The sequence below is a fragment of the Bacillus sp. B19-2 genome (assembly GCF_022832475.1).
GTDB lineage: Bacteria > Bacillota > Bacilli > Bacillales > Bacillaceae > Bacillus > Bacillus paralicheniformis.
The window spans coordinates 646208-660711 of the sequence record NZ_JALHKQ010000001.1; the positions used below are offsets into that span (position 1 = coordinate 646208).

Annotated in this window: 20 protein-coding genes; 12 read left to right on the plus strand and 8 right to left on the minus strand. The window is 45.8% G+C overall.

The window, feature by feature from the left end; all coding sequences use genetic code 11:
- Positions 1 to 67: 67 nt before the first annotated feature.
- Positions 68 to 286 (minus strand): hypothetical protein, encoded by a 219-nt coding sequence (locus MST20_RS03385; protein ID WP_243940114.1) that lies wholly within the window; start codon positions 284 to 286, stop codon positions 68 to 70.
- Between the two features lie 538 nt (positions 287 to 824).
- On the opposite strand from MST20_RS03385, the gene MST20_RS03390 reads away from it, so the two are divergent.
- A complete protein-coding gene (locus tag MST20_RS03390; protein WP_020451249.1) occupies positions 825 to 944 on the plus strand; it encodes a GapA-binding peptide SR1P in 120 nt (39 codons plus the stop codon).
- 46 nt (positions 945 to 990) lie between these two features.
- On the opposite strand, the gene MST20_RS03395 is transcribed toward MST20_RS03390, so the two are convergent.
- Complete coding sequence (locus MST20_RS03395; protein WP_243940116.1) at positions 991 to 2463, minus strand: aminotransferase class I/II-fold pyridoxal phosphate-dependent enzyme; 1473 nt, start codon at positions 2461 to 2463, stop codon at positions 991 to 993.
- On the opposite strand from MST20_RS03395, the gene MST20_RS03400 reads away from it, so the two are divergent.
- Positions 2452 to 2706 carry a hypothetical protein gene (locus MST20_RS03400; protein WP_243940118.1) on the plus strand — a complete coding sequence of 85 codons (255 nt, stop codon included), beginning with the start codon at positions 2452 to 2454 and terminating at the stop codon, positions 2704 to 2706. The two genes, MST20_RS03395 and MST20_RS03400, sit on opposite strands and share 12 nt — an antisense overlap.
- A 5-nt stretch (positions 2707 to 2711) precedes the next feature.
- Positions 2712 to 2987, plus strand: coding sequence for a UPF0223 family protein (locus MST20_RS03405; RefSeq protein ID WP_020451251.1), 276 nt, complete (start codon positions 2712 to 2714; stop codon positions 2985 to 2987).
- A gap of 52 nt (positions 2988 to 3039) precedes the next feature.
- On the opposite strand, the gene MST20_RS03410 is transcribed toward MST20_RS03405, so the two are convergent.
- Positions 3040 to 3675, minus strand: coding sequence for a YktB family protein (locus MST20_RS03410; RefSeq protein WP_243940120.1), 636 nt, complete (start codon positions 3673 to 3675; stop codon positions 3040 to 3042).
- 243 nt (positions 3676 to 3918) lie between these two features.
- On the opposite strand from MST20_RS03410, the gene MST20_RS03415 reads away from it, so the two are divergent.
- The 7 genes from MST20_RS03415 to MST20_RS03445 all read left to right on the plus strand — a co-directional run bounded on the left by MST20_RS03415 (position 3919) and on the right by MST20_RS03445 (position 8610).
- Positions 3919 to 4107 (plus strand): hypothetical protein, encoded by a 189-nt coding sequence (locus MST20_RS03415; protein ID WP_020451253.1) that lies wholly within the window; start codon positions 3919 to 3921, stop codon positions 4105 to 4107.
- Between the two features lie 141 nt (positions 4108 to 4248).
- Complete coding sequence (locus MST20_RS03420) at positions 4249 to 5043, plus strand: inositol monophosphatase family protein (RefSeq protein ID WP_165426902.1); 795 nt, start codon at positions 4249 to 4251, stop codon at positions 5041 to 5043.
- The gene (locus MST20_RS03425) at positions 5036 to 5491 is read left to right on the plus strand and encodes a GNAT family N-acetyltransferase (RefSeq protein WP_243940122.1); all 456 of its coding nucleotides are present in this window, start codon (positions 5036 to 5038) and stop codon (positions 5489 to 5491) included. The genes MST20_RS03420 and MST20_RS03425 overlap by 8 nt, the downstream gene beginning before the upstream one ends.
- 117 nt (positions 5492 to 5608) lie before the next feature.
- Positions 5609 to 7531, plus strand: a complete 1923-nt coding sequence (locus tag MST20_RS03430; RefSeq protein WP_243940124.1) for a hypothetical protein — start codon at positions 5609 to 5611, stop codon at positions 7529 to 7531.
- Positions 7521 to 7793, plus strand: a complete 273-nt coding sequence (locus tag MST20_RS03435; RefSeq protein WP_243940126.1) for a hypothetical protein — start codon at positions 7521 to 7523, stop codon at positions 7791 to 7793. Before MST20_RS03430 ends, MST20_RS03435 begins: the two co-directional genes overlap by 11 nt.
- Positions 7794 to 8309, plus strand: a complete 516-nt coding sequence (locus MST20_RS03440; protein ID WP_243940128.1) for a sigma-70 family RNA polymerase sigma factor — start codon at positions 7794 to 7796, stop codon at positions 8307 to 8309. It abuts the gene before it with no gap.
- 4 nt (positions 8310 to 8313) lie between these two features.
- Positions 8314 to 8610 carry an anti-sigma factor family protein gene (locus MST20_RS03445; RefSeq protein ID WP_243940130.1) on the plus strand — a complete coding sequence of 99 codons (297 nt, stop codon included), beginning with the start codon at positions 8314 to 8316 and terminating at the stop codon, positions 8608 to 8610.
- Between the two features lie 138 nt (positions 8611 to 8748).
- Here the strand turns inward: MST20_RS03445 and MST20_RS03450 are convergent, their stop codons facing one another.
- Entirely contained in the window at positions 8749 to 8937 is a 189-nt protein-coding gene (locus tag MST20_RS03450; RefSeq protein WP_243940132.1) for a YlaF family protein, read from the minus strand.
- Positions 8938 to 9097: 160 nt separating this feature from the next.
- Between MST20_RS03450 and typA the strand changes: the two genes are divergently transcribed.
- Both typA and MST20_RS03460 read left to right on the plus strand, forming a co-directional pair.
- Positions 9098 to 10936, plus strand: a complete 1839-nt coding sequence (gene typA, locus MST20_RS03455; RefSeq protein WP_243940134.1) for a translational GTPase TypA — start codon at positions 9098 to 9100, stop codon at positions 10934 to 10936.
- Positions 10937 to 10993: 57 nt separating this feature from the next.
- A complete protein-coding gene (locus MST20_RS03460; protein WP_003181448.1) occupies positions 10994 to 11314 on the plus strand; it encodes a YlaH-like family protein in 321 nt (106 codons plus the stop codon).
- 21 nt (positions 11315 to 11335) lie between these two features.
- Here the strand turns inward: MST20_RS03460 and MST20_RS03465 are convergent, their stop codons facing one another.
- The 4 genes from MST20_RS03465 to MST20_RS03480 form a co-directional block, all read right to left on the minus strand.
- Positions 11336 to 11842, minus strand: a complete 507-nt coding sequence (locus MST20_RS03465) for a MarR family transcriptional regulator (RefSeq protein WP_243940136.1) — start codon at positions 11840 to 11842, stop codon at positions 11336 to 11338.
- A 72-nt stretch (positions 11843 to 11914) separates the two neighbouring features.
- A complete protein-coding gene (locus MST20_RS03470) occupies positions 11915 to 13411 on the minus strand; it encodes a monooxygenase (RefSeq protein ID WP_243940138.1) in 1497 nt (498 codons plus the stop codon).
- 137 nt (positions 13412 to 13548) lie between these two features.
- On the minus strand, positions 13549 to 13755 hold the full coding sequence (locus tag MST20_RS03475) for a YlaI family protein (RefSeq protein ID WP_243940140.1): 207 nt from the start codon (positions 13753 to 13755) through the stop codon (positions 13549 to 13551).
- 119 nt (positions 13756 to 13874) lie between these two features.
- On the minus strand, positions 13875 to 14489 hold the full coding sequence (locus tag MST20_RS03480) for a YhcN/YlaJ family sporulation lipoprotein (RefSeq protein WP_243940142.1): 615 nt from the start codon (positions 14487 to 14489) through the stop codon (positions 13875 to 13877).
- Positions 14490 to 14504: the final 15 nt, after the last annotated feature.

The window sequence follows — 14504 nt, forward strand, 5'->3', positions numbered from 1 at the left end:
GGGGTTTTTTATGTATTTTAGCAATAGCTCAAGATAAAAAATCCCCTTGCACATACACAGGGGATTTTTAATGCTTCAATTCTTTTTGAAGAAGCTCTACAATTTTATCTTTATCTTTTATTTTTCCTTCAATTTTAACCAGTACTTTTTTATCATGAACAAGCAGCAAGCTGGGAAAGATTTTAACCTCTTTTTTCCACTGGCCTTTCTCATGTGAAATTTCCATATTTGAAACCTGTTCGGGAAATTCTTTTTTTAAATCCAAAAGCGCATCATAATAAGCCACTTCCTGCCCCATATGCTCGTCATCGGAAAAAAAGATGAGCTTGAGGTGGCGTTGGTTGGCGCTTTGCTGCTGCTGATGGTCAGGCATGATGTGAGATAAAGAACATCCACTCGTCAAAAAAAGGAAACAAATTGCGGCGGTGAATATCGCTCGAAACCACATGACGTCTCCTCACCTCTCTATATAATGCAAGCCGATTTTCCTGTTCGATTAGTAAACAATTCCTATTTTATCATGATAATTGAAATATTCTTTCGTTGTTACCCATTTGTTACACAATTGATAACTGCCGTTTTATTTATGAGACGTTGTAGATTGAACGGATTTGATGGGTACATAGTCGGGATCAGCAGAGAAGCGTTCTGCCTACGCTTTAAGCAGGAATACATATATAACATGAATGGCCCTTTTTTGAAAAAAGAGCAAAAATGATTTAAATGTGTTATACAATTAACCATTGACAATATTAATGTGACATAATATTATAAGGGTAACAAATTTAAACGCTTCCATTTTGAAAAGAAAAGGGGAATGAAAGATGGGCACGATCGTTTGTCAAGACTGCAATGAAACCATTCAGCATTTTGAAGATGAGAAAGTGACGATTCTTTACGGAACGTGCGGACAGTGCAACTGCCATCTTAGAGAGGAAGAATAGAAAAAAGCATGCGGCCATTTACAGTGCCGCATGCTTTTATGTTTTTTTAAAGGATTGCTTGCTGTTCTTTAATGACGCGGATCATATGGAGGGTGTCATCTTCCGGTCCCTGAACAGGCAGCCCTGCTTCGAGGTTCTTTTCGATGTAGTTGATATTATCCTCGGTAATGATCTCGCCTGGAATGAAGATCGGTATCCCTGGCGGATAAACCATCACAAATTCGGCAATGATTCTGCCAGCCGCTTTTTTAAACGGAATGATTTCCGTATTTGCATAAAAAGCGTCACGCGGTGTCATTGCAAGCGCCGGAATGTTTGGCAGAAGCACTTCAGGCTTGCGTCTGTTTTCCGCAGCAGAGGCGGCCTGTTGAGCGATGTCGGTTAAGCCTTTGATCAGCGCATCCGCATCCTCTTTCCGGTCTCCCGGTGTAAAAATGCACAGGATGTTGTATAAGTCAGAAAGCTCCACTTCGATTTGATATGACTCGCGCAGCCATTTTTCCACATCATGCCCGGTCATGCCGAGATCTTTCACAGATATGATCAATTTGGTCGGATCATAGTTAAAAGCCGCTTTGGAGCCGAGAATTTCCCTCCCGACGCATGAAATACCGTTGATATCATTGATGCGGATCCTTGTTTCGTCAGCGAGCTTAATCGTTTGTTCGATCAGTTCGTGTCCCTCTGTGGCTAGGCGTTTTCTTGCGACATCAAGTGAAGCGAGCAATAAATAGGAGGTCGATGTCGTCGTCAGCATGCTTAAAATCGATTGAACCCTTTCTTTTGAAACGAGACCTTCTTTCATATTGAGAATCGAGCTCTGTGTAAGGGATCCTCCGAGCTTATGAACGCTCGTTGCCGCCATATCCGCTCCGGCCTGCATGGCCGAAAGAGGCAGATCTTCGTGGAAATGGATGTGAACGCCGTGTGCTTCGTCGACAAGCACAGGAACATGAAATGAATGAGCCAGCTCCACGATGCTTCTTAAGTCTGCAGCTATGCCGAAATAAGTCGGGTTGATAACGAGAAGCCCCTTTGCGTCAGGATGCTCAAGCAGCGCTTTTTTCGCTGATTCAGGGGTGATTCCGTGTGAAATTCCCAGCTCATCGTCAATTTCCGGATGGATGAAGATCGGTACTGCGCCTGAAAAGACGATCGCTGACATGACCGATTTATGAACATTTCTCGGCACGATGATTTTGTCTCCGGGGCCGCATACGGCCATGACCATCGTCATGATGGCGCCGCTCGTTCCCTGAACGGAAAAAAACGTGTAGTCGGCTCCGAATGCTTCAGCCGCCAGATCCTGCGCCTGTTTGATGATTCCTTTCGGTGCATGCAGATCATCGAGAGGCTCGATATTGATTAAATCTATGCTTAATGCGTTTTCTCCGATAAACGCCCTGAATTCAGGGTCCATCCCGGAGCCTTTTTTGTGCCCGGGTATATGGAACTGGATCGGGTTTTTGCCGGCGTGTTTTTTTAATCCGGTATATAGGGGTGTTTCGTGCTGCAACAATTGTTTTCCCACCTTCATGATAAACCTGCTATTTCTTTAAAGACTATTCTTTATCAAAAATCGTTGAGTTATTTTGCGTTTTTGCTTGATGGCATAAAACAAATGAATTATATTATGTTCTTGAAAGAATGTAAAGAACATTTTATCATCTTTAGGGCTGCTCTGTCCCTTTGGATAGTCGCAAAAAAGAAAACCAATACTAAAGCCAAACAAGCCGTCAGGGCGAACTGCACAAGGAGATGAACCAAATGGAAGAAGGATACCAATATCCGATGAATGAAGACTGGAGCACAGAGGAAGCGATAGACGTCATATCGTTTTTTCAGACGGTTGAGCTCGCTTATGAAAAAGGCGTAGAGCGCGACGTACTGATGAGTGCTTACCGCCGCTTTAAAGAAATCGTTCCGGGAAAAGCGGAGGAAAAAAAGCTCTGCAGCCAGTTTGAAGAAGCGAGCGATTACTCTCCGTATCAGGCAGTCAAAAAAGCAAAGGAACAAACGGAAAATACGAAAATTAAAATGTAATGAGAAAATCCAAAACAAAAAGGGATGGGCACAACAGGCCATCCCTTTTTGTTTAAACCGATACTTTCTGCGTCAGGCGGTAAAGGAAGGCGAGCTTTTCAAAAGCCGCTTCGATTTCGGATAGAAATGTCTCTTCGCTCATTTGCAGCACTTCGTCCTTTGCAAGCTGAATACCGCAAAGCGCTTCTGCTTTCTTCACGTTGACGAGCCGTTCAAACAGGTTCTCCAGCTCTTTATCGTCCATCTCAGACTGTCTTATGACGCCCGGTTTCGTATGATCGGCCGACCAGACAAAACGGCTTGGAATGTTGCTTTCAATGTCCGGCAGATGCTTTTTAAACAGCTGGCCGTATTCCTGCTTGAGAGGAGACTCATAGATCAATGCAAACCATACGAACACGTGGGTTTCCCATAAACCAATTTGGAAATGAGGCAGCTTTTTGTAGCCGCGCTTATTGTTTGCGAAAGCAACCCAGCTGTCGTCCGGCGGATTGACAGAGCGGCGCGCGTGCTTTGCGACGTGGACAAACATTTCGTCTCCTGTCAATGCGGACAGAACAGGCGCAAAATGATCGCCGAGCCCTTCAAGTTTCGGGCGCACTGTTTCTTTCAGAACGTTCATCCGCGCATCTAAACCTTCTATTGTAAATGTACGAAAATCCTCTTCAGTAAAACGCAGACTGCTCATTGTGTTCCTCCTTGTCCAATCAGTAAAGATATTGTATCACAGTCGGCTTTTCAAACAAAAAATTACGTTTCGCTTCGCGGATTTTGGGGAATCGTTAGGTAAACACACAATTTTTAGAATAACGTTGCGAATGTTTGAGCACTTCATACGATATGAATAAGAAATTAATATAAATCACGCTTAGGACTAAAACCAGAAGGATTCTCTTTGAAATCAATTTTCTCTGGAGGGGGCGTAGGGCACATGAAACCAATTGTGAAACAAGGATTGAAAGAGGAAAAAGACAATCGGGCCGCTGTTTGGAGGCTTGAGGTCGATTATGAACTTGCAACGCTTTTTGAAGCCATGGAAAAAAAGGATGAAACCCAAATCGAGTTGAGCAAGCGCAAACTGGAACGACTCAGAAAAGAATGGATTAGATTATATGGTTGAAACCATAATAAAAACGAACCGGTTGAGAGGTTCGTTTTTATCTGGGCCGCCTGATCATTTGTCATTTTTCTTGATTTTTCCCGGCTAATATCAGTATGCTATGAATAAATCAACAGGTATACATAGAAAAGAGGTTGTGTGATGACAAACTGGAAGGAAATCGACCGCCTGGCGAAAAGCTGGGTGAAAGAAGCTGGTCAGAGAATTCAGCAGTCAATGAAAGAAAAGATGACAATTGAAACGAAATCGAATCCAAATGATCTTGTCACAAACATTGACAAGGAAACAGAGCGTTTTTTCATTGAAAAAATCCAATCGGTTTTTCCGGATCATCATATTCTTGGCGAAGAAGGCCAGGGGGACAAGCTTACGTCTTTGGACGGTATCGTTTGGATCATCGATCCGATCGATGGTACGATGAATTTTATTCATCAAAAACGCAATTTTGCGATTTCAATCGGCATTTTTGAAAACGGAAAAGGCAAAATCGGTTTGATTTATGATGTGACTCACGATGAGCTTTATCATGCTTTTCAAGGCGAAGGTGCATACATGAATGATACAAAGCTCGGCAAGATGAAAGAAGTGCCGCTTGAAGAATCGATTCTGGCCATCAATGCGACATGGATCACCGAGAACAGACGGATCGATCCAAGCGTATTATCCCCGCTTGTCAAGCGCGTCAGAGGGACCCGTTCATACGGTTCAGCGGCTTTGGAACTCGCTTATGTAGCGGCCGGCAGAATGGATGTGTATGTGACGATGAGACTTGCTCCTTGGGATTACGCTGCCGGCTGCATCCTGCTTGATGAAGTCGGCGGAACATATACGACCATTGACGGGAAACCGCTCAATTTTCTTGAAAACCACAGCATCGTAGCCGGCAATCCGGCAGCTCACCGGGCGATTTTCGACGAATATTTGCCGCATGAATAGCAGGTCTTTCTCTTCTTCTGATTTCGCCTTTTTTGAGGAGCTGGCCGAAGCGAGCCCCGGGTGGGCGAAGGAAGAGCTTGACGGAAACAGCCTGGAACGCTATATGAGCACTTATGCGATGTATAACGGCGAATGGCTCGTCTGGGAAGACAGGGGCCTGCCGGCGGCTCTCAGCTTTCATCTCGAATGGGCGCCTTCCAATGGCAAGCCTTGGCTCGGAACACTTCTTGTCCATCCCGATTTCCGCCAAAAAGGCCGGGCAAAAGAAGTGATTGAAACGATCGGAAAACGCTTGAGAGAAAAGGGGCATAAAGCGTTGTTTGCGGCGGTGCCTTATGAAAAGGACGCGTGGCTGAACATGCTTGCCCGTTCGGGATTTGAACAGCTGAAAACGGAAAAAGACGAGCGGGGAAAACGATATTTGATTATGGTGTTGCCCCTTGCTTGAGGCTCAATGAGACTTGTTTGACAACAGGTCTCATTTTTTATGATTTTTTGAAACAATCTGCAGCCTCGTTTGTCTATGATGATGAGGCCTTAATTTGATGTAAAGGAATTGTGGAAATTGATTGAACGATTTAGTGATTATGTACTCCATTTTGAACGTTATTTTATTTTAAGCAGGCAGAGCATGCTTGTCATTCAATGGTGTTTGACAGGGCTTGCCCTTCTGTATGCCGTGTCATTTCATCCGAAAGTGAGCAGACGGAGTCTCTTTTTTTATGCAGGCATCGCGCTCAGGCTGATTTTGGTGGGCGCCCTTTCGTTTGAATTGGCTCACCAAATGAAAGCGGCTGAGTTTTCAAACCTGTACATAGAGGGACAAGATGCGCTCCTGCCTTTTATGCAGTTTTTGCTGTTCGGCTATATTTTGCTTGTCTCTTTTCATTATATGATGACACTCGCGGAAAAAGGGGGCAAGGGGCTGTTTTTTGCATTTGACATTGCGGTGATGACGATGCCGTTTTTTCAATCGCTGTTCGGCTCTGCTGTCTATTTAAAGGAAAACGGGGCTGATCTCGAGCAATTGCCGCTCGTTCTGTTGTTCATTGTCGGTATACCAGGACTGATGATCTGCTTGTTTTTTCAACTTTATTGGAAAAGAAACCGTTATGTTCTCCTTCTGATTTTTTATATTGTGACAATCGGCGGTTTCTTCATCAAAAAGCTCGGCTACGAATTTTTTCCGCTGAACGTATTTCTGACAATGCTCGGTTTTCTTATGACATATCACTTGCTGAATGGCTCGAGAAAGCCTTTTTTGAGGGTGAAGCGTGTTTTAACAGCGGGCACCGCCGTATTTTTCACACTACTTCTTAACCCTTTTTACAATTTTGCAGATGCCGCTTTTACAATCTCACACCCGGAGGTTTCAGATGTGGTTGATGCCAATTTTCAACCTGTTTCGGTTAAAGAAGCGAAGCAGACTGTCAGCTCGTTTTTTCCGACGGACAGCTTGATCTATTTGTCAGCCACCAACCAGGATTTTCATAACGTTTATCATTTCAAAACGAAAGATTACGAGGCGTACGTTGACGGCTGGACAGGAATGGTTACTAATTATTACAACCAAAAGGAGCCTAAAGGGAACACACTGTCCGATCAGGCATATATCAAGCGGTCAAAGCAATTTCTGCGGGAACACGGCCGGGAACTTGACAAACAAATCAAGGCAAAGGTAAGCCGTGATGACGGAGAAGCTATTGTTGAATTTTACCCTGAGGGACAGGACCCTGAGTTAAGCACAATGAGGTTTACATGGCGGACAGAGACTCTGATGGAATTCCATGAGGACGCGTCTGTTTACAGCTTAGAAAGCGTCAAACAAGCCCGTGTTTCTGATCAGGATATCGAGCGGGGTGTTGAAGCGGTTTATCGGAAACTGGATATGCCTGTTCAACATTATAAGCTGACAGACTTCAATTTATCATTATTATTCAACCTCAACTCGGCAGCCATCAACGTGAAGACAAACGACGGAACGGAGATGGTGTTCCATCCTGTAACAGGTGCATTAACGGCTATTACGTTCAAATCTGAAAGCGCCTTGCCCTATCGCGGACAAGAGCTCGAAAAACGCTTGCTTTCATTATTTGATCAAGATCTTTCTCAGCTGAAAAGGGTGGAGTTAGAAAAGGGTCTGATAGAATTTCAGAAAAAAGAAAGCGATGCTGTATTAAATACGGGCTGGACCATGACGAAACATGAAGAGGGTGCTTATCTGACAGTGAGAAAGGAATTTCGCGAAGCGGATGAAAAGCCCCCCTACACGTATCAAGACGGGGAAAAAGCTTTTCGGAAAGTGTCTGAACGCTATCAAAAAGGGCTGGTCTATTATAAACGGACGAAGCTTGTGATTGTTTCAGACTGGGATCAAAAGAGCCGGTATGCGTGGCTTGTCATCATCCAGCCGTTCGGCTCAAACGAACATGATGCATACTTGGTTGATGCCGTGACAAATGAGGTGAAACAATTTGATGACAAGTGAAGAAAAAAAAGCGGTGTTTCTTGATTTGTATGAGCTCTATCAAGAAGGTGAACTGGAAGAGGAAACCGTGAACTGGATGAAAGAGCATGAGCCGCTTTTTCAAGGCCAGGCTGAAGCGGCAGCAGTCGAGAATAGAAAGCTCCCCGGCATACAAAAGGCGGATGATCGTCAACAGCTCCGTCATATCAAGGTTTTTGTTTACTCGTTGTATGGTTCTTTCCTGCTCCTTTCGATTTGGATGACGGTGTGGTTTTTTTTCTAAATGGCTTCCAATAAAAAACAGACGATTGAAGAACTGTACAGGGAATATTATCATGACATTATGTACTATTTGTACAGGCGAACCCATCAGCTTGAGACGGCGAAAGACCTGGCACAGGATACGTTTCTGAAAGCTTTTGCGGGCCTGGAGTCTTTCAGGGGCCATTCCTCGATCAAAACATGGCTGTATACGATCGCGCATCATACGTTTATCAACTGGTACAGAAAAGATAAAAAAATCCAGTTTTCCGATGTGACGGCTTGCGGCGACATGGAACAGCACACGTTTGAAATGCCTGAGCGCCATTTGGCAAACGCCATAAGGCAGGAGGAGTTAAGACATCACATTAACCGACTGAAAGAACATTACCAGACCGTACTTATTTTAAGAGAGTTTCAGGAGCTTTCCTATGAGGAAATAGCGGAAGTGCTGAATTGGAAACTGTCAAAGGTAAAAACCAATCTTCACCGGGCCCGCCTTGAGCTGAGAAAAAGCTTGGAAGGCAGGGAGGTTTAACAATATGAAATGTCATCTTGTGAGAGATTTACTGCCTCTATACATAGAAGGCGATTGCAGCCGCAAAACGGAACGTTTGGTTACAGCGCACATCAAAACGTGCGTAGATTGCCGGGAAATGTACGACATGATGAGGGAACCTGTCAATTTTCATGATGACGGCAGATTGCCAAAGGAAGCAGGAGAAGCGGAAGAACAAAAATTCAGGAAAGCGTACTATCAAAGGCTGATTCTCAAAGGGGCAGCGCTGTTTGGCGGGGGCTACTTGCTGATGCTTTTGATTTATTTATTCTTTTTATAAGAACTGGCGGCTTGTTGCCGCCGGTTTTTTTCGGGTTTTTTCAGACTGCAGAGGGATGAACATGGTGCAAGGCTATGATTTACGCGGGGTTACGTGTTTGACAATCAAAAGCCCCTTCAGCCGGAAGGGGCTCCTTTCTTATTCAAGCAGTCCTTTTTCGCGCATTCTTTTTTTGAGTGTAAAACCGCTCCCCATAATGACGATCAGAATCGCGACGGCGATTGCGACGCCGGCTCCGCTTTTTTCGGCGACTGCAACGCCGATCATCATGATGCTGATCACTGCAGCAAGTGCGAATAATAAGAATATCCATTTGATTTGTTTCACTGTTTTCCCATCCCCTTAGTATGAAGTCTACTGTTAGTTTACAGAAAATCGCGCTGAATAGAAAGGGTCAACCGAAGCTGGAAATTCGAAACAAATTGAAATAACTTCGTTCGTCAGTTATAATATGAAAGATTATCTAAATTTTTTAGGAGATGAAAATGTGAAACTTCGAGAAGATCTTCGCAATATCGCTATTATCGCCCACGTTGACCATGGGAAAACGACGCTTGTGGATCAGCTCCTCCATCAGGCTGGCACATTCCGTGCAAATGAAAACGTGGCTGAGCGCGCAATGGATTCCAATGATTTGGAAAGAGAGCGCGGTATTACGATTTTAGCGAAAAATACAGCGATTAATTATAAAGATACACGCATTAATATTTTGGATACTCCAGGACACGCGGACTTCGGCGGAGAAGTTGAGCGGATCATGAAAATGGTCGACGGCGTTCTGCTTGTTGTTGACGCTTATGAAGGCTGCATGCCGCAAACCCGCTTCGTGCTGAAAAAAGCACTTGAGCAAAACTTGACGCCGATCGTTGTTGTCAATAAGATCGACCGCGATTTTGCCCGTCCTGAAGAGGTCGTTGACGAAGTGCTGGATTTGTTTATCGAGCTTGATGCCAATGAAGAACAGCTTGAGTTCCCGGTTGTTTACGCTTCTGCGATCAACGGCACCGCTTCAGCTGATCCGAAGCAGCAGGATGAAAATATGGAAGCTTTATTCGAAGCGATTGTCAACCATATTCCTTGTCCTGTCGATAACCATGAGGAGCCTTTACAGTTCCAGGTGGCTCTGCTTGACTACAATGATTATGTCGGCCGTATCGGAATCGGACGCGTGTTCAGAGGAACGATGAAGGTCGGACAACAAGTTGCTTTAATGAAGCTTGACGGTTCTGCCAAACCGTTCCGTGTCACGAAAATCTTCGGTTTCCAGGGATTGAAGAGAGTCGAGATTGAAGAAGCGAAAGCCGGCGATCTTGTCGCGGTATCAGGAATGGAAGACATCAATGTCGGAGAAACCGTCTGCCCGATTGAGCAGCAGGAGGCGCTTCCAGTTCTGCGCATTGACGAGCCGACGCTTCAAATGACGTTTGCGGTTAACAATAGTCCTTTTGCCGGTCGCGAAGGAAAATATGTCACGGCCAGGAAGATTGAAGAGCGCCTTGAACAGCAGCTTCAGACAGATGTCAGCCTTCGAGTCGATCCGACACCATCACCTGATGCCTGGATCGTATCCGGACGCGGTGAGCTGCATTTGTCGATTTTAATCGAAAACATGCGCCGTGAAGGCTTTGAACTGCAAGTATCGAAGCCGGAAGTCATCATTAAAGAAATCGACGGCGTTCGCTGTGAGCCTGTTGAACGCGTGCAAATCGATGTGCCTGAAGAGCATACCGGATCTGTAATGGAATCAATGGGCGCGCGCAAAGGTGAAATGATCGACATGATCAATAACGGAAACGGGCAAGTCCGCCTGATTTTCAACGTCCCTTCACGCGGATTAATCGGCTACTCAACCGAATTCCTTTCCCTTACACGCGGTTTCGGAATTTTAAATCATACGTTTGACAGCTATCAGCCTGTTGAGCCCGGGCAAGTCGGCGGGCGCCGTCAAGGTGTGCTTGTCTCAATGGATACCGGGAAAGCTTCAGCCTACGGCATTCAAGGCGTTGAAGAACGCGGCGTGATTTTTGTCGAGCCGGGCACAGAAGTATATGAAGGCATGATCGTCGGCGAGCACAACCGTGAAAACGACCTTGTCGTCAACATCAACAAAATGAAGCAGCAGACAAACGTGCGCTCAGCGACGAAAGATCAGACGGTCAGCATGAAAAAACCGCGTATCATGTCGCTTGAAGAATCGCTTGAATACTTGAACGAGGATGAGTACTGCGAAGTCACGCCTGAATCCATCAGATTGAGAAAGAAAATTCTCGACAAAAACGAACGCGAAAAAGCAGCGAAAAAGAAAAAGCTGGCAGGATTGTCGTAACATTTGCAGAACCTAAAAAAAGAGCAACCCAACTAAGCAAAGGGGAGGGGAATCTTTTTGACTGATGTAAGTGAACGGCTGTCGTTTTTTGCCGCTCTTTATAAAGTGGACCAGAATCCTGAGGCGGGAATGTGGTGGCTTTATGCCACCATCTTCGTTCTGTCTGCGGTCGTCTTTAAACTCGGGTTTGCCAAACGGCTGCCGCTGTTGAAAACGGCGATCATTTACTTTTTTCTGGCGCTAGGCTGTACGTTTTTAACTTTTTTCGGCGTTTTTCTGCCGGTTGGAGAAGGGCTGATCGTAGCCGTTTTAATCCTTTCGATTTACAAAATCCGTCTGCACCGTTCGAAAAAAGAGCAGACAGGGGCGAATACGTAGAAAAGACATAGCCAAAGAAGGCTATGTCTTTTCTGTGTCCGCCAGAAAATCCGCCGTTAATAAGTCCCGAAACAAAGCCCTGGCAAAAAGAATCTCATCTGCTGAATACCTGCTTAAAAATCGTTTAAAGCTTTGTTCGATTTTTTCGTGCTCCCGCTGGTGAAGGTGATGAATGTTTCTTCCTTTATGGCTTAAGCGAAAGTAGATTTCTTTTTTATTATCGCTGAGCTGTGTTTTGCTGACGAGGCCTTTTTCGGTGAGCTTTGCGGTGATCCTTGAGACCGTCGCTTTTGAAAATGCCATCTTCTCGGAAATCGAGGTGACGTTGATCGGTTCGTGGTCGCCAATGCAGCTGATCGTATGGATGTCAGACATGTTGAGTTTCAGTTCAGCTCCGAATTCGCGCTCCATCTTTTTCATTTCTGCGGAGATGCGCTCTTTCATGACGGTTTCTTGCTGTTCCTGCTGATGAATGATCCTGATGTACAGGTCAAATATTTCTTGCTTGGCGTGTGTTAAATGCTCCATGCAGAAAACCGGCTCCTTTAATCGATTTTTCTGCTTTGATTATACCATTTTGTTGCGCGTGAAACAAAATGGTTAAACAGACTGAAGATGAGAGTTCCCGCACCAGCGGCGGATACCATCGGCAATCAATTGCTCCGCATTTTCCAGGGATTCGTCGACAGCCCAGGCTACGTGGCCGTCGGGACGGATCAGCGCTGCTTTTACCCCATACCATTCAGGCCTGCCGTCAATTGCTTTCACTTGTATGCGCCGGACGTGAGGAAAGCCGGAAAATTCCTTTGCTTCGAACCCGAACGCCGCCAAAAAAAAGCGTCCATCGCGGAGAAAAGTGTAGAGCCGTTTGACAGTACCATCTGAAAGGGTCAGGTCGATATCTGGCAGACGTTTTCCGTTCAGCTCATGTTCAGGCATCTTTTCATCTGCTTCGTATTGCACGCTGAGCGCCGCAATTTGTTCGGCCAGATAGCGATTGACGTCTGCAAATTCGAGAATGCCGGATAATAATTCGCGGAGGTACAGGCCTTCACGTGTAAAATCAAACAGCTTTGTTTGGATTTGTGTATTGACGAGCAGCGCTTCCCCGACAGGGTGTCTTTCATTATGGTAACTGTCAAGCAACCAGTCGGGGCACCGTCCGTTGATCTTTGCTGCCAGCTTCCAGCCGAGGTTCATCGCGTCCTGAAGCCCGACATTTAAACCTTGCCCTCCTGCGGGAAAATGAATATGCGCGGCATCTCCAGCCAAGAAAATTCTGCCGGAACGGTAATGCTCCGCCAACTTGCTGGCATTTCCAAAGCGGGACATCCAAACCGGGCCGTCCATTCCAAAGTCCGTGCCGCAGATGCGGTTGAGTTCTTTTTTTAATTCTTCCAGTGTGACGGGCTCGTGAAGCAAAGCTTGAGGCATGTGCGGCGACGTTATGATGACGCGGAAAATGCCGCCGTCTAAAGGCACGATCACAACGCCGCCTTCACGGTTCTCGCAAGTATAAAAATGAGATTCCGGCGGATTTTCAAGCGACACATCAGCAAGCATTGCAGTGATATTTGCATCAGTTCCGGAAAAAGCGATGCGCGCCTGCTTGCGAATGATACTTCCTGCTCCGTCAGCACCGACGATATAGGAAGCCGTTAGTAAGGACAGGCCATCCGGACCCTGGACAACAAGCTCGGCTGATTCCTCATGCTCGCGGACAGCGAGAACTTCATGACCGCGAAGGATGCAGACACCGAGATTTCGTGCATGTTCCTCAAGCACCTTCTCAGTTTCGGACTGGGGGATGAACAATGTAAAATTGGCTTGCGTGTCAAGCGCAGAAAAGTCCAATCCCGTCTTCAGACTGGCAAAATGCCCCGAAGGGACCGGCTTGCCAATTTCCTTAAACCGTTCTCCAAGCCCCCTCATTTCAAGTATTTCGATTGAGCGCGGATGCAGCGTAAGCGCTTTTGAGAATGGAGAAGGCTCTTTCAGCCGTTCGACAATGCAGGTCCGGACACCGGCCAAAGCCAGCTCGGAAGCCGTCAGCAGACCGACGGGGCCGCCGCCTGCAATCAATACATCAAAATCCATGATGAATCACTCCTTTTTTGTTACGTATGAAACAATTTTAAGATACTATAAATGAAAATGTTTATCAACTATAATCTTTAATTTTGTTACTTATGTAACAAAAAGGTGATGAAAAAGCATGGAGCTTGTCCATGCTTTTATGACTTGATCTGCTCTTTATCTTTTCTGTGCGGATATAGCTTAAAACGGCCGGTTTTCATCCGGTTTTCTGTTTTGATTTTAATTCGTTCGCTGCATTCATGGCACATATAAGTATGTATCGGCCGGTTTCGGAGACGTTTGGCAATGAGTGTGTCATCTTCGATTTTCTCGATTTTGTCACACAATGAACACTTTACCCTCACTTGATTCACCTCGCTTACGATTCATTATACCTTAATCAATCGGACAAATAAATTTTCTCCTTTAGAAAAAAGGAAAAAGCCTGTGCCGTCAAGAAAACAGTGGCACAGGCTTTTAAAAGTTATGGCTGCCGATTTTTCATATGCTTGTTTGATTGCTTATTCTGCTCCTTTTCAAGCTGTTTCTGGTTTCTGTCATTCAGCTGGTCGTTATTGGATTTTGTAGGATTTGTTTGCTGGTTGTCTGTTGCGTCGTTCGGCACTTCAGGAAGGACGCGCCCGACGATGGCTGCCAGCTCGTCGAGAATCCCTTTGACAGGACGTCCCGCTTGAATTTCTCTGCCCATTGCCCGCAGGCGGTTGACTGCGTCGGGGTCCGCGACAACGGCGGCGTTTGCTCCGTAAGGGTCATTTTGCAGCGCTTCAGCCACGGAATACTTAATGGATTCGACTTTGCTGCGTTCCAAATTGTCTTTCACATCAATTCCGACGACGGCTAGCCTGCCGAGCACGACGGCGGTCGCATCATTGACACCCGGAACGCTTTCGGTGATCTTCACAAGGCGCCGCGAGATGGCTTGCCCGTCTTTCCGGTTCACCGGCTCTTGGGAGCTGTTTTTTACTTGAATCGGTTTGTTGCCGGGAAGCTCGTTGGCTTCATTTCGGGCATTATTTTGAATGCCGCAGGCTGAAAGCAGCATAACGGTTTGGATTAGGATCAAAAAAAAGATTCGCACTTGAGGTTGCCTCCT